The sequence below is a fragment of the Streptomyces sp. 15-116A genome (assembly GCF_025290915.1).
Taxonomy (GTDB): Bacteria; Actinomycetota; Actinomycetes; order Streptomycetales; family Streptomycetaceae; genus Streptomyces.
The window spans coordinates 1-14,986 of sequence record NZ_JAOCQE010000043.1 but is presented as its reverse complement, the minus strand read 5'-3'; the positions used below and the strand labels follow the sequence as shown (position 1 = coordinate 14,986).

Annotated in this window: 11 protein-coding genes; 9 read left to right on the top strand and 2 right to left on the bottom strand. The window is 69.0% G+C overall.

The annotated features are described in order from the left end of the window. Nucleotides 1-183 precede the first annotated feature (183 nt). From N4P33_RS10860 to N4P33_RS10835, 6 genes are all read left to right on the top strand, one after another. Entirely contained in the window at nucleotides 184-1,395 is a 1,212-nt protein-coding gene (locus N4P33_RS10860; RefSeq protein WP_260826138.1) for an ROK family transcriptional regulator, read from the top strand. Nucleotides 1,396-1,528: 133 nt separating this feature from the next. Then, nucleotides 1,529-2,632 carry a sugar ABC transporter substrate-binding protein gene (locus N4P33_RS10855; RefSeq protein ID WP_260826153.1) on the top strand — a complete coding sequence of 368 codons (1,104 nt, stop codon included), beginning with the start codon at nucleotides 1,529-1,531 and terminating at the stop codon, nucleotides 2,630-2,632. A gap of 198 nt (nucleotides 2,633-2,830) precedes the next feature. Next, entirely contained in the window at nucleotides 2,831-3,622 is a 792-nt protein-coding gene (locus N4P33_RS10850) for an ATP-binding cassette domain-containing protein (RefSeq protein WP_260826137.1), read from the top strand. Continuing rightward, nucleotides 3,619-4,911: a sugar ABC transporter permease gene (locus N4P33_RS10845; protein WP_260826136.1), complete on the top strand. Its 1,293-nt coding sequence runs from the start codon at nucleotides 3,619-3,621 to the stop codon at nucleotides 4,909-4,911. Before N4P33_RS10850 ends, N4P33_RS10845 begins: the two co-directional genes overlap by 4 nt. 220 nt (nucleotides 4,912-5,131) lie before the next feature. Beyond that, nucleotides 5,132-7,063 (top strand): 1-deoxy-D-xylulose-5-phosphate synthase, encoded by a 1,932-nt coding sequence (dxs, locus tag N4P33_RS10840; RefSeq protein ID WP_260826135.1) that lies wholly within the window; start codon nucleotides 5,132-5,134, stop codon nucleotides 7,061-7,063. 148 nt (nucleotides 7,064-7,211) lie between these two features. Continuing rightward, nucleotides 7,212-8,732 (top strand): amino acid permease, encoded by a 1,521-nt coding sequence (locus N4P33_RS10835; RefSeq protein ID WP_260826134.1) that lies wholly within the window; start codon nucleotides 7,212-7,214, stop codon nucleotides 8,730-8,732. A gap of 105 nt (nucleotides 8,733-8,837) precedes the next feature. Here N4P33_RS10835 and N4P33_RS10830 read toward each other — a convergent pair whose 3' ends face one another. Then, nucleotides 8,838-9,212, bottom strand: a complete 375-nt coding sequence (locus N4P33_RS10830; protein ID WP_260826133.1) for an NTP pyrophosphohydrolase — start codon at nucleotides 9,210-9,212, stop codon at nucleotides 8,838-8,840. An 80-nt stretch (nucleotides 9,213-9,292) separates the two neighbouring features. Here N4P33_RS10830 and N4P33_RS10825 point away from each other — a divergent pair, with 80 nt between their 5' ends. The 3 genes from N4P33_RS10825 (at nucleotide 9,293) to N4P33_RS10815 (ending at nucleotide 13,617) form a co-directional block, all read left to right on the top strand. Then, a complete protein-coding gene (locus N4P33_RS10825; protein ID WP_260826132.1) occupies nucleotides 9,293-10,309 on the top strand; it encodes a hypothetical protein in 1,017 nt (338 codons plus the stop codon). Between the two features lie 228 nt (nucleotides 10,310-10,537). Further along, a complete protein-coding gene (locus N4P33_RS10820) occupies nucleotides 10,538-11,809 on the top strand; it encodes a nucleotide sugar dehydrogenase (protein WP_260826131.1) in 1,272 nt (423 codons plus the stop codon). After that, the gene (locus N4P33_RS10815; RefSeq protein WP_260826130.1) at nucleotides 11,806-13,617 is read left to right on the top strand and encodes a glycosyltransferase; all 1,812 of its coding nucleotides are present in this window, start codon (nucleotides 11,806-11,808) and stop codon (nucleotides 13,615-13,617) included. The genes N4P33_RS10820 and N4P33_RS10815 overlap by 4 nt, the downstream gene beginning before the upstream one ends. Before the next feature lie 66 nt (nucleotides 13,618-13,683). Here N4P33_RS10815 and N4P33_RS10810 read toward each other — a convergent pair. Further along, the coding region (locus N4P33_RS10810) for a polysaccharide deacetylase family protein (protein ID WP_260826128.1) at nucleotides 13,684-14,986 on the bottom strand (1,303 nt) is incomplete at its 5' end.

Genomic DNA, 14,986 nt, shown 5'->3' with positions numbered 1-14,986 from the left:
CCGCTCCCACACACGCCGCTCCCTCTCCGGGGAGCGGCGTGTGTGTATGTGACCGTCCTCGCGGAAGAGCGTCGAAACGGTTCAACCTCTTGACGGGAGGCAACCCGAACGGCTCAGCTTAGAGTTCACTAGTTGGACATGAACGGGGCCTCACCGAAGCGGCCCCGCGCGCAGGAGGTCGTCGTGGAGACTCCGGGGTCGCAGTCGTCGCTGCACCGAGCCAACCTGGAGCGGGTGGTCCGAGCAGTACGTCTTGCGGGTTCCCTCACCCAGGCGGAGATCGCGAGGACGACGGGCCTGTCCGCGGCGACGGTCTCCAACATCGTGCGGGAACTGAAGGACAGCGGAACGGTCGAGGTCACGCCCACCTCGGCGGGCGGTCGCCGGGCCCGCGCGGTGTCGCTGAGCGGCGACGCCGGCATCGTGATCGGCGTGGATTTCGGGCACACTCATCTGCGTGTCGCGATCGGGAACCTCGCCCACCAGGTGCTGGCCGAGGAGTCCGAGCCGCTGGACGTGGATGCCTCCGCCACCCAGGGCTTCGACCGGGCGGAACAGCTGGTCAACCGGCTGCTGGAGGCGACCGGCGTGGACCGCGCCAAGATCGCCGGCATCGGTCTGGGCGTCCCCGGGCCGATCGACGTGGAGTCCGGCAGTCTCGGCTCGACCGCGATCCTGCCCGGCTGGACCGGCGCCAGGCCCGCCGAGGAGCTGCGGGGGCGCCTCGGCGTGCCGGTGCACGTGGATAACGACGCCAACCTGGGCGCCCTCGGCGAGATGGTCTGGGGCAGCGGCCGGGGCGTGCGCGACCTGGCGTACATCAAGGTCGCGAGCGGTGTCGGCGCGGGTCTGGTGATCGACGGGAAGATCTACCGGGGGCCCGGCGGCACCGCCGGAGAAATCGGGCATATTACACTCGACGAGTCCGGCCCCGTCTGCCGCTGCGGCAACCGCGGCTGCCTGGAGACCTTCGCGGCGGCCCGCTATGTGCTCCCGCTGCTCCAGTCCAGCCACGGCACGGATCTGACCATGGAGGGCGTCGTACGGCTGGCGCGGGACGGTGACCCGGGCTGTCGTCGGGTGATCGCCGACGTCGGCCGCCATGTCGGCAGTGGAGTCGCCAATCTCTGCAATCTGCTGAACCCGAGCCGGGTCGTCCTCGGCGGTGATCTCGCCGAGGCCGGTGAGCTGGTGCTCGGGCCGATCAGGGAGTCCGTCGGCCGCTATGCGATCCCCAGTGCGGCGCGCCAACTGTCCGTTCTCCCCGGGGCACTTGGGGGCCGCGCGGAGGTCCTCGGAGCGCTCGCCCTCGCACTGAGCGAGATGGGCGATTCGACCCTTCTGGACGGGGCCGCCGCCGGGTCACCGATGGCCGCTGCACCTGCCTTCACTTAGAGAACGGATGGCACCGTTGCCATCTCGTTAAGGATTTACTTCTTGACGTCGCACAGGTGGCCGAGTTGACTTCCATCCACCTCGGCCGCAACGACGCGGCCTCGTCAGGGAGGTTTGGAAAGTGAACGCACGTATGCGTCGTGCCGCCGTTGCCATCGCCGCGGGCGCGATGGCCGTCTCGCTGGCCGCCTGTGGCAGCGCCAAGGAGTCGGGCGACAAGAAGGACAACGGCGGCTCGGCGGCCGCCAAGGGCGACAACATCAAGGTCGGTCTGCTCCTGCCGGAGAACCAGACCGCGCGCTACGAGAAGTTCGACAAGCCCTTGATCGAGAAGAAGGTCAAGGAGCTCACGAACAACAAGGCCGAGGTCGTCTACGCCAACGCCAAGCAGGACGCCAGCCTGCAGAACCAGCAGGTCGACACCATGGTGACCAACAAGGTCGACGTGCTGATCGTGGACGCGGTGGACTCCAAGGCCATCGCCGGCTCGGTGAAGAAGGCCAAGGACGCCGGCATCCCGGTCGTCGCCTACGACCGCCTGGCCGAGGGCCCGATCGACGCCTACACCTCGTTCGACAACGTCACCGTCGGCAAGACCCAGGGCGAGGCCCTCCTCAAGGCGCTCGGCGACAAGGCCAAGGACGGCCAGATCGTCATGATGAACGGGTCCTCCACCGACCCGAACGCCGCCCAGTTCAAGGAAGGCGCCCACTCCGTCCTCGACGGCAAGGTCAAGATCGGCCGCGAGTACGACACCAAGGAGTGGAAGCCGGAGAACGCCAACTCCAACATGGAGGGCGCCATCTCCGCCCTCGGCAAGGACAAGATCGTCGGCGTCTACTCCGCCAACGACGGCATGGCGGGCGGCATCATCACCGCCCTGAAGGCCGCCGGCATCGACGACATTCCGGTCACCGGCCAGGACGCCGAGCTCGCGGGTGTGCAGCGCATCGTCACCGGTGAGCAGTACATGAGCGTCTACAAGCCGTACGCCCCGGAGGCCGACGCCGCCGCGGAGATGGCCGTCGCGCTCGCCCAGGGCAAGTCGCTCGACTCCATCGCCAAGGACAAGGTCGACAGCCCCACCACCAAGGGCATCCCGTCGGTCCTGGTCCCGGTCGTCTCGCTGACCCAGGACAACATCAAGGACACCGTGATCAAGGACGGCGTCTACACCATCGACGAGATCTGCGCGGGCAAGTACAAGGCCGCCTGCGACAAGATCGGTCTGAAGTAAGCAGTCCCGAGGTCCCCTAGACGTACGGGAGCCCGTCCGCGGACTCCCGTACGGGACCGAGGACCACGAGTCTCCGCCGGCGCCCCGCACACACCAGCCCCGCAAGCTACGCGGGGCGCCGGACGGAACACCCGCGGGAATCCCCGCACACCCCCCAAACTTCTGCACAACCTCCCGCCGGGTCAGGCGGCGAAGGAGATGGTTCACGTGTCCGCTACGCCCGTGCTGGCGTTGCGCGGGGTCTCCAAGCGGTTCGGTGCCGTTCAGGCGCTCACCGACGTAGAGCTTGAGGTCCACGCCGGTGAGGTGGTCGCCCTGGTCGGCGACAACGGTGCCGGAAAGTCCACGCTGGTCAAGACGATCGCCGGCGTGCACCCCATCGATGAGGGCGTCATCGAGTGGGAGGGCAGGTCCGTCCAGATCGGCAAGCCGCACGACGCCCAGAACCTGGGCATCGCGACGGTGTACCAGGACCTCGCGCTGTGCGACAACATCGATGTCGTCGGCAACCTCTTCCTCGGCCGGGAGATCCGCAGGCGCGGCGTCCTGGACGAGGTGGAGATGGAGCGCCGCTCCCGCGAGCTCCTCGACACCCTCTCGATCCGCATCCCCAGCGTCCGTATCCCGATCGCCTCGCTCTCCGGCGGTCAGCGCCAGGTCGTGGCCATCGCCCGGTCCATGCTCGGCGAGCCCAAGCTGGTGATCCTCGACGAGCCCACCGCCGCCCTCGGCGTCGAGCAGACCGCCCAGGTCCTCGACCTGGTCGAGCGACTGCGCGAGCGCGGCCACGCGGTCATCCTGATCAGCCACAACATGGCCGACGTCAAGGCCGTGGCGGACAAGGTCGCCGTGCTGCGCCTCGGCCGCAACAACGGCGTCTTCGAGGTCAAGTCGACCTCGCAGGAAGAGATCATCTCCGCCATCACGGGCGCCACGGACAACGCCGTGACCCGTCGTGCGGCGCGCACCAATGGGGAGATCAAGAAATGAGCACCGACAAGACCACCACCCCCGCCGAGGACCACGTCGTGGAGAACCCCGAGGCGGCCAAGGCCGCGGTCACGGTCGTCGACCCCCGGCTGCTGGTGCGCGAGCAGGGCCTGAAGGGCTACGTCACCGAGTTCAAGCGGAAGATGAAGGCCGGAGACCTCGGCTCCATCCCCGTCGTGATCGGCCTGCTGATCATCTGGGCGATCTTCACCAGCCTGAACTCCAACTTCCTCACCGCCGGCAACTTCTCCGACATGTCGATCGCCATGGTCGGCACGGGCATGATCGCCGTCGGTATCGTCTTCGTCCTGCTGCTCGGCGAGATCGACCTGTCGGTCGGCTCGGTCAGCGGTGTCGCGGGCGCCACCTTCGCGGTGCTGAGCGTCACCCACGGGATGAACGAGGTGCTGGCCCTGGTGCTGGCGGTCCTCACCGGCACGGTGGCCGGCGCCATCCACGGCTTCATCTTCGCCCGCATCGGCGTGCCCGCCTTCGCCGTGACCCTGGCCGGACTGCTGTTCTGGCAGGGCTTCATGCTGCAGATCCTGGGCAGCAACGGCACGATCAACCTCGACTCCGAGGGGCTGGTCGTCAAGCTGACCAGCTACTACTTCTCGGACGTGGCCGCCGCGTACGGCCTGGCGGTCGTCGCGACCGCGGGGTACTTCCTCACCGCGTACTTCGACAACCGCCGCCGTGAGGCCGCGGGCGTGCCGTCCCGGCCGCTGAACGAGATCATCGTGCGGACGGTGCTGCTGGCGATCCTGGCGTTCGCCGTCGCGATCGTGTTCAACCAGTACAAGGGCCTGCCGCTGGCCGTGGTGATCTTCCTCGCGGTTCTGGTGATCACGGACTTCGTGCTGCGGCGTACGGCGTACGGCCGCAAGGTGTACGCGCTCGGCGGCAGCGTCGAGGCGTCGCGCCGTGCGGGTATCAATGTGGAGCTGATCCGTATCTCGGTGTTCGCGATCGCCGGGACGTTCGCGGCGATCGGTGGTCTGTTCGTCGCCTCGAAGATCGCCTCGGCGAACCAGGGTGCCGGTACCGGTGAGTTCCTGATGAACGTCATCGCCGCGGCGGTGATCGGTGGTACGTCGCTGTTCGGTGGGCGGGGGCGGACCTGGGACGCGCTGCTCGGTGTGATGGTGATCATCTCGATCACGTACGGGCTGGCGCTGGAGGGTATTGCCTCGCCGGTTCAGTACATGATCACTGGTGGTGTGCTGCTGGCGACGGTGGTCATCGACGCGGTCACTCGTAAGACGCAGAAGACTGCGGGGCGGGCGTAGTACGTTCGCTGCCGGTCCGTTGTGGCTGGTCGCGCAGTTCCCCGCGCCCCTTTAGGTGCGTTGCTGTGGCCCGGTGCCTATAGGTGCACCGGGCCACAGTTGTGGGTACTGCCGTTTGCGTGATGTATGACGCACTGCCCGGAGTCCGGGCGGCGGGGCGGAACATTAGACTCGACAAGCCCGGCAACAGCTCGATCAGCTCTACTGCAAGGAGGCACGGGTGCCGCTGCTGACCCGCATCAGGGGACCGCGCGATCTGGACCGGCTCAGCCTGGAGGAGCTGAACCAGCTGGCCCAGGAGATCCGGACCTTCCTCGTCGACGCGGTCTCCAAGACCGGCGGCCACCTCGGCCCCAACCTCGGTGTGGTGGAGCTGACCATCGCCCTGCACCGGGTCTTCGAGTCGCCGAAGGACAAGGTGCTCTGGGACACCGGGCACCAGTCGTACGTGCACAAGCTGCTCACCGGGCGGCAGGACTTCTCCAAGCTGAAGATGAAGGGCGGCCTGTCCGGCTACCCCTCGCAGGCCGAGTCCGAGCACGACGTCATCGAGAACAGCCACGCCTCCACCGTGCTCGGCTGGGCCGACGGCATCGCCAAGGGCAACGAGCTGAAGAAGCGCGACAGCCACGTCGTCGCGGTGATCGGCGACGGCGCCCTGACCGGCGGCATGGCCTGGGAGGCGCTGAACAACATCGCCGACGCCAAGGACCGCCCGCTCGTCATCGTCGTCAACGACAACGAGCGGTCGTACGCGCCGACCATCGGCGGTCTCGCGAACCATCTCGCGACCCTGCGGACCACCGACGGCTACGAGCGCTTCCTGGCCCGCACCAAGGACCTCCTGGAGCGCACCCCGGTCGTCGGCCGGCCGCTGTACGACACGCTGCACGGCGCGAAGAAGGGGCTGAAGGACTTCATCGCCCCGCAGGGCATGTTCGAGGACCTGGGCCTGAAGTACGTCGGCCCGATCGACGGCCACGACATCGAGGCGCTGGAGTCGGCGCTGGCCCGCGCCAAGCGGTTCGGCGGGCCGGTGATCGTGCACTGCCTCACCGAGAAGGGCCGCGGCTACCAGCCCGCCCTCCAGGACGAGGCCGACCGCTTCCACGCCGTCGGCAAGATCCACCCCGACACCGGGCTGCCCATCGCCACCTCCGGCGCCGACTGGACGTCCGTCTTCGGCGACGAGATGGTCAAGCTCGGCGAGGAGCGCGAGGACATCGTCGCCATCACCGCGGCCATGCTCCAGCCGGTCGGCCTCGAGAAGTTCGCCAAGCGGTTCCCCGAGCGGGTCTACGACGTCGGCATCGCCGAGCAGCACGGCGCCGTCTCCGCCGCCGGCCTCGCCCACGCGGGCGTGCACCCCGTCTTCGCCGTGTACGCCACCTTCCTCAATCGCGCCTTCGACCAGGTCCTGATGGACGTGGCCCTGCACAAGTGCGGCGTGACCTTCGTGCTGGACCGGGCCGGCATCACCGGCACCGACGGCGCCTCCCACAACGGCATGTGGGACATGTCGATCCTCCAGGTGGTGCCGGGTCTCAGGCTCGCCGCCCCGCGCGACGCCGACCAGGTGCGCGCGCAGCTGCGGGAGGCCGTCGAGGTGGATGACGCGCCGACCGTGGTGCGCTTCTCCAAGGGCGCCGTCGGTCCCGCCGTACCGGCCGTGGGGCGCGTCGGCGGCATGGACGTGCTGCGTGAGCCGGGCACCGACCGGCCGGACGTGCTGCTGGTGTCCGTGGGCGCGCTGGCGCCGATGTGCCTGGAGATCGCCGCTCTGCTCGACAAGCAGGGCATCTCCACCACCGTCGTCGACCCGCGCTGGGTCAAGCCCGTCGACGAGGCCATGGCCCCGCTCGCCGAGCGGCACCGCGTGGTCGTCACCGTCGAGGACAACTCGCGCGTCGGCGGCGTCGGGTCCGCCATCGCCCAGGCGCTGCGCGACGCGGGCGTGGACGTACCGCTGCGCGACTTCGGCATCCCGCCGCGGTTCCTCGACCACGCCTCCCGCGCCGAGGTGCTCGCCGAGATCGGGCTGACCGCGCCCGACATCGCCCGTCAGGTCACCGGTCTGGTCGCCAGGCTCGACGGCCGGTACGAGCGCTCCGCGGCCGACGCCGTCGACTCGGTGGAGCCCGCCCGCGACTGACCCGCCACCACGCGTCGCCCGGATGGGCCGCCCCCGCCACTGGGATGAGTGGCGAGGGCGGCCCGTTTGCGTGAGGGTGCTGATACCGGGGCATACGACCTACGCCCCCTCTCGATCATGTCGAGGACGACAAGCGTGGGAGGTATCCGTGACCAGCCCCCTCTTCCGGACGAAGAACGTCGAGCAGTCGATCCTCGACACCGAGGAACCGGAGCACGCGCTCAAGAAATCCTTGTCCGCCCTCGATCTGACGGTCTTCGGCGTCGGCGTCATCATCGGCACCGGCATCTTCGTCCTCACCGGCACGGTCGCCAAGAACAACGCCGGGCCCGCGGTGGCCCTGGCCTTCGTGGTGGCCGGTGTGGTCTGCGCGCTCGCCGCGCTCTGCTACGCCGAGTTCGCCTCCACCGTCCCGGTGGCGGGCTCCGCCTACACGTTCTCGTACGCCTCCCTCGGTGAGCTGCCCGCGTGGATCATCGGCTGGGACCTGGTGCTGGAGTTCGCGCTCGGTACGGCGGTGGTGGCCGTCGGCTGGTCGGGCTACATCCAGTCGCTCATGGACAACGCGGGCTGGGAGCTGCCCGCGGTGCTGGGCAGCCGGGAGGGCGCCGAGGGATTCGGCTTCGACATCCTCGCGGCCGTGCTGGTGCTGGTGCTCACCGGCATCCTCGTGCTCGGCATGAAGCTGTCCGCCCGGGTCACCTCCGTCGTCGTCGCCATCAAGGTGACCGTCGTGCTCGTCGTGATCATCGCGGGGGCGTTCTTCATCACCGCCGACAACTACGACCCGTTCATCCCGAAGGCGCAGCCGGTGGAGGCGGGCCAGAATCTGGACGCGCCCCTGATCCAGCTGATCTTCGGCTGGGCGCCGTCCAACTTCGGCGTGATGGGTATCTTCACCGCCGCGTCGGTGGTGTTCTTCGCGTTCATCGGCTTCGACATTGTGGCGACCGCCGCCGAGGAGACGAAGAACCCGCAGCGCGACATGCCCCGCGGCATCCTCGGCTCGCTGTTCATCTGCACCGTGCTGTACGTGCTGGTGTCGATCGTCGTCACCGGTATGCAGCACTACAGCGAGCTGTCGGTGGACGCGCCGCTGGCCGACGCGTTCAAGGCGACCGGGCATCCCTGGTTCGCGGGCTTCATCAGTTTCGGCGCCGCGGTCGGCCTGACGACCGTCTGCATGATCCTGCTGCTCGGTCAGACCCGTGTGTTCTTCGCGATGAGCCGTGACGGGCTGCTGCCGCGGTTCTTCTCGCGGGTGCACCCGCGGTTCAAGACCCCGCACCGTCCGACGATCCTGCTCGGTGTGGTCATCGCGGTCCTCGCGGGCTTCACTCCGCTGAACGAGCTGGCGGCGCTGGTGAACATCGGGACGTTGTTCGCCTTCGTGATCGTCGCGATCAGCGTGATCATTCTGCGGAAGACGCGGCCGGATCTGCATCGGTCGTTCCGGACGCCGTGGGTGCCGTTCCTGCCGATTCTCTCGGTGGCCGCGTCGTTGTGGCTGATGCTGAATCTGCCGGCTGAGACGTGGGTGCGGTTCGGGATCTGGATGGCGATCGGGATCGTCGTCTACTTCCTGTACAGCCGGGGGAACAGCCGGCTGGCGAAGGGGGAGCAGACGTCTGTGGATGAGGTGATGAAGCCCGGTCCGGATGCGCAGTGATGCGTTCGGTGGGGGGTGGTCCGGGTCGTCGGCGGGTGCGGGTGCGCTGTGGCTGGTCGCGCAGTTCCCCGCGCCCCTTCGCCTCGGACCGCTCGCCCGGGTGAGTCAGCCCCGTACCGTGCGTGGGCCTGTGACCTCCGCGCCGAGTTCTGTTACCCGGCGGCGGAGGTCGCGGTCTGCCGTGACGACCAGGATCGGGCGGGTGCCCGCTGCCTCGGCCACCAGGGTGACCATGTGGTCGTCCCCGCTGCCCGGGGCCCGTTCCACGTGGACGCCCGGTACGGGTTCCACGCCTCTTGCCGCGCCCTCGACCACCAGGACGATCTCCAGGGGGCCCTCGTGGGCCGGCAGGCCCTGGGTGGCCAGTCTGTCGCGGAGGCGTTCCGTGGCGGCCTTGCGGTCGCGCCACCAGCCGTCGGGCACCGAACCGACCACGTTCGCGGCGTCGACGATCACGAGCAGGGCGGCGGTGTCGTTCATGCGGCCCAGGGTCCCACGGAACGCCCGGTGAGCAGGGCCCCCGGGGTCGCGGCGGGAGGCGCGCTGCATAGGGTGAAACGGTGAACGGCGACTGGCTTCTCCGCGGCCGCGACGGCCGCCTCATCGTCTATCTGCCGTCGGACGACGCCGCCCTGTGCCGTGCGGAACTCGCCCCCGGCGGACCCTGGGAGCCGCCCCGCAGGGTCGGCGGGGAGCAGCGGCTGCATCCTGGGCTGTCGGTCGGGCAGGGCCCTGACCGCTATGCGCATCTGGTCGCCTGGCGGCCCACCGTGAAGGGTGAGTCGGGGCTCGTGCACTCCACGCATTTCCGGCCCCGGCTCGCCGCTCTCGACTGGAATCCCGTCGGTCACCCCGACAAGAAGGGCGAGCGCACTGGGGCGCCCGCCGTCGCCGTCGACGCCCAGGGGCGGGCGCACGTGTTCGTGCGGAACAAGGGCGGAGGCGTGAGCCTGCTGACGCAGAAGGAGAAGGGCGGCTGGGCGGCCTGGGCCGACCTCGGGGGTGAGGGCGTCCAGGACCAACTGGCGGCCGTGACCGGAGAGTCGGGGCGGGTCGAGCTGTACGCGGCCGGTGCCGGGGGGATTCTGCACTGGCGTCAGGAGGAGCCGGGGAAGCCGCCGTTGCCCACCGAGGGCGTCGATGTCCCGGTCCGGCCGGGCACGTTGCGGGCGCTGGCCACCTCCGCCGAGCACACCACCCTGTACTTCACCGACGAGGGCGGGGAGTTGTGCGCCTGGCGCCCCGGCGACAAGCCTGTGACCCTGCTCACGTCGGCCGGTCCCGGCCCCGTTTCCGCCGTGCGCTGTGTGATCGAGGGCCACGACTGCACCGTCCTCGCCCAGCGGTCCGCGAGCGGCCGGGTCGCCTTCGCCGCGTACCCCACCGAGCAGGAGTCCGCCGGAGCCTGGTGGACCGAGTCCGGCCCTCAACTCCCCGCCGACGCCCGGGTGTGCGTCGCTCTCGACGAGAACGACCAGCTCGTGGCGGCCACGCTCGCCCCGTCCACCGGGACCCTGATGATCACCCGCCGCAAGGACGAACCGGGCCTCGCCCTCAGGGCGTGGCAGCAGGTCTGAGACCCGGGCCACACCGTGTGCCTGGTCATGCGGCTGTGGTGACGGGAGACACACCAGATGCGTCAAGGGTTGTACGAGTCTGTACGTGACAAGCCGCACTTGATGTGAGCGGGATGAAAATATGAAGGTTCTGTTAGCCTCCTCGGACATGTTCGAATTACGTGGGGGGCTCGTGCTGCCCGCGTCCGGCCTGCCCGTGGCCGTGCAACGGGGTTGGGGAATGGTGTCGTGAGCAGATCCTCCACGACGGATCTTGTCGTTGTCGGACTCGGTTACGTGGGGCTGCCGCTGGCTCGCTCCGCTGCCGCCGCCGGACTGAAGGTGATCGGTCTCGACCGCAGCCGTCACGTGGTCGAGGGCCTGAACGCCGGCCGCTCCCACGTCGACGACATCACCGACGCCGAGGTCGGCGCGATGCTCGAGCAGGGCTTCCGCGCCTCCGACCGCGCCGAGGTGATCGCCGAGGCCGCCGCGGTCGTCATCTGCGTGCCCACGCCGCTCACCGAGTACGGCTCCCCGGACCTCGGCGCCGTGCACGCCGCGGTGGCGGACATCGCCGCCCACCTCACGCCCGGCACCCTCGTGGTCCTGGAGTCCACGACCTACCCCGGCACCACCGACGAGGTCGTACGCCCCCGTCTGGAGGCCGGCGGCCTGAAGGTCGGCAAGGACTTCCACCTCGCCTTCTCGCCCGAGCGCATCGACCCGGGCAACGCCTCCTTCGGCCTGGAGAACACCCCCAAGGTCGTCGGCGGCGTCACCGCCGACTGCACCAAGGCCGCCCGTGCCCTCTACGAGCGCTTCGTGGCCCGCGTGGTCGAGGCCAAGGGCACCCGCGAGGCCGAGATGGCCAAGCTGCTGGAGAACACCTACCGGCACGTGAACATCGCCCTCGTCAACGAGATGTCGATGTTCTGCCGCGAGATCGGCGTCGACCTGTGGGACGCCATCCGCTGCGCCTCCACCAAGCCGTTCGGCTTCGCGCCGTTCTACCCCGGCCCCGGCGTCGGCGGGCACTGCATCCCGATCGACCCCAACTACCTGTCGTACAAGGTGCGTTCACTGGGCATCCCGTTCCGCTTCGTGGAGCTGGCGCAGGAGATCAACCAGCGCATGCCCGTCCACGTGGTCAACCGCGCCGCCGATCTGCTCAACGACGAGGGCAAGGCCGTGCGCGGCTCCCGCGTCCTGCTGCTCGGCGTCACCTACAAGCCGGACATCTCCGACCAGCGCGAGAGCCCGGCCATGGCGGTCGCCGAGAACCTGATCGCCCGCGGTGCCGAACTCGTCTACTTCGACCCGCACGTCGAGGGCTGGACCGTCGGCGGTACGCAGGTCGAGCGCGCCGAGGACTACCTGGCCGCCGCCGAGGACGCGGACCTCACCATCCTGCTTCAGCCGCACCGGGAGATAGACCTGGGCCTGCTGGCCGACCGTGCCCGCAAGCTGTTCGACACCCGGGGCAAGTCCGCCGATCATCCCCGGGTGGTCAAGCTGTGACGACTGAGGATACGTACATACCCGGAGCTGTCGACTCCGACGGGCGCAGGGCGCACCGCAAGCGACGGCACCTCAAGGTCTCGTACTTCTTCTTCATCGCCATCGCGGCGGTCATCGCCACCCGGCTCGACTCCGACTCGCTGCACCTGTACTCGATGGGCGCCATGGGCCTGCTGGCCCTGAAGATGTTCGGCGCCCTGTTCTACCGGCCCGCCAAGGCGGGCCGGGAGGAGCTGGAGTACCTCGAGAACTGCTGGGTCACCGCGGTCATCCCGATCTACAACGAGGACCCGGTGATGTTCGAGCAGGGCATGCGCTCCCTGCTCGCGCAGAGCCGGCTGCCCAACGAGATCCACATCATCGACGACTGCAGCGCCGACCCCGGCGGCATCCGGGCCGCGAAGAAGCTGCGGCCCGAGTTCGAGGCCAAGGGCGTCAAGTACACCGTCAGCATCCAGCCCGAGAACAAGGGCAAGCGCGAGGCGCTGGCCCTCGGCTTCGAGGCGGCGCCGTACTCGGACATCTTCCTGTGCGTGGACTCCGACACGGTCCTGTCCCGGGACACCGTGCGCGAGCTGCTGCTGCCGCTGGCCGACGAGAAGATCATGGCCTCCACCGGCATGGTGCTCGCCCTCAACCACGACAGCAATGTCTTCACCCGCCTGCAGGACCTGCGCTACGGCAACTCCTTCCTCTTCGAGCGGGCCGCCTACTCCCGGCTGAAGTCCGTGCTGTGCTGCTGCGGCGCCCTGTCGGCGTACCGCGGCACGCTGGTGCGCAAGTACCTGCCGGACTTCCTCAACCAGCAGTTCCTGGGCAAGCCGGCCGTCTTCGGCGACGACCGCCGCATGACCAACTACTGCCTGATGGAAGGCCAGGTGGTCTTCCAGGAGACCGCCGTCGGCTACACCGCCGTGCCCGAGAAGCTGCCGCACTTCCTGCGCCAGCAGGTCCGCTGGAACAAGTCCTTCTTCCGCGAGTCCCTGTGGGCCTTCCGGCACCAGAAGAAGTACCGCCCGGCCTTCTGGCTGACCTGCATGGAACTCGGCCTGTGGCTGGTGTTCGGCACGGCCATGTTCTACTCCATGGTCATCCTGCCGATCATGCAGCCGGCCCGGTTCGTCGACCACATCGGCGACTACGCGCTGTTCATGGTCCTCATGGGCTATCTGCGCAACGTCCGCTACCTCGACTTCCCGCGCCGCGGCATGGGCTTCATCAAGCGGTTCGGCATGTTCCTGCTGGCCCCGCTGTACGGCCTGATCCAGCTGTTCCTGCTGACCCCGCTGCGCTTCTACGCCCTGCTCACCCTGCACAAGGGCAGCTGGGGCACCCGCCAGGCCGGTGTCGAGGTGTCCGTGGGCGGCGACCACGAGGCCGACGTGACGGAGATCTGGGAGGAGGAGGACCCCTACTCCGACAAGAAGGTCACCGAGACCCTCCAGCTCATGCGCCTGGAGGGCGTCGCCCTGCGCACCCGTCCCCGCGCGGCCTACATCCCCAGCCAGCCGCAGCCGCTGCCCGGCTACGACGAGCAGCACCACCAGAACGTGCCGCAGCAGCCCGTCAGCTGGGGCACGCCCGCCCCGGCACCCGCGCAGGCACCGGCCGGTCACGGCGGCCACCCCCAGCAGTGGCCGCAGGGCGGACAGCACCCCGGCGGCGCGTACCAGCAGCAGCCGTACCAGCAGCCCTATCCGCCGCAGCAGCAGTACCAGCGGCCGCCGCAGCAGCGCGACCCGCAGAACCGCGGCGCCTATCCCCAGGACCCGAACTGGCCGCAGAACGGCCAGGGCGGCGGCTGGTGAGCACCGTAGGAGCATGACGAAGGGGGCGGCCCTCAGGCCGCCCCCTTCGTCATGTCCCCCGCGGGCCTACTTGTAGTAGGCCATCGCCTCCTCGACCGTCACCACCGGGATGTCCCGGTCCTCGAGCTCCTGCATCAGCGTGGTGAGCCCCGCCGTGCCGATCTCCGTGCTGGTCTTCGGCGTCCCGTCGACGATCTTGTGCAGGCACAGGATCAGCCAGTCACCGCTGTCCGCGCACCGGTCGAGCTTGCCGCCCTCGCCCGTCAGCTTCGACAGCGCCGTACCGCCGATGCCCGTGCCGTCGGTGATACCGGTCAGCGACTTCAGCCGGTACGGGTTGGCCGGGGCGAACGACTCGATCGTCTCGGAGATGATCGACCGTGCGGTGGTGAAGTGCCGGCTCGCGATCAGGTCGACCGGGACACCGTCCGAGGTCTTCTGGAACGCGCCGTGCGGGTAGGCGAAGTGCTCGCTGGTGAAGCCGTTGGACACCAGCCACTCCCGCAGCTTGCGGAAGTCCTCGTCGGCCTCCTCCGCGGTCAGCTTCGGGTAGCTCGCGGTGTGCACCGCGTTGGCGTAGGAGTGCCCGGCCATCTCCCAGCCGGAGAAGTTCTGCATGGACCGCATCTGGTCCACGGTCAGGAAGCTCCCGGTGCCGATGGCGTCGGCGATGTTGTAGACCGTGCCGGGGAATCCGAAGGAGTCCATGATCGGACGGGCCAGGTCGTGGATCGACTTGTGGGAGTCGTCGAAGGTGATGGACACGACCCCGTTGGGGAACACGTCGGTGGTGTCCGGTATCAGCTCCACGGCCTGCAGCCGGTACGTCACCGGCCCGCCCGCGTTGTCGTACACGGCGAAGGACATGTCGGTGAAGCCGGTCGTCGTGGACGGCTTGCCCGCGGCGGAGAGGGCGTAGGTGCCGGCCGCGCTGTTCACGTCCGCCCACTGCAGGTGGACCGTCACCCACTCGCCGGACTGCACATAGTTCGCCGCGGTCTTGGAGTGGGCGTGGAAGGTCCAGGCGAAGTAGTTCTTCAGCCCGCCGCTGCCCAGGTAGAAGACCATCTTGGCGAGGTTGGTGACGTCGTCGACGCGGAACAGCAGCCGGATCATCTTGCCCGTGGCGTTCAGCGCGGGCATGCCGGTCCTGCGGACGTACGACTGCTTGCCGGTGCCGTTGGTGGTCACCCGCACCGACTGGGTGCCGCGCACGAACTGCGTCTTGTCGTTGGCCTCGGCCGACGCGGTGCCCGTGCCTCCGGCGCTCCAGCCGTGCGACGCCTGGAACTGCTGGGACCAGGTGGCCCGGCGGTTCTTGGGACGGCGGCCGGACGGCGCGTAGGGCGGGGGAGTGGTCAGCCCGCCG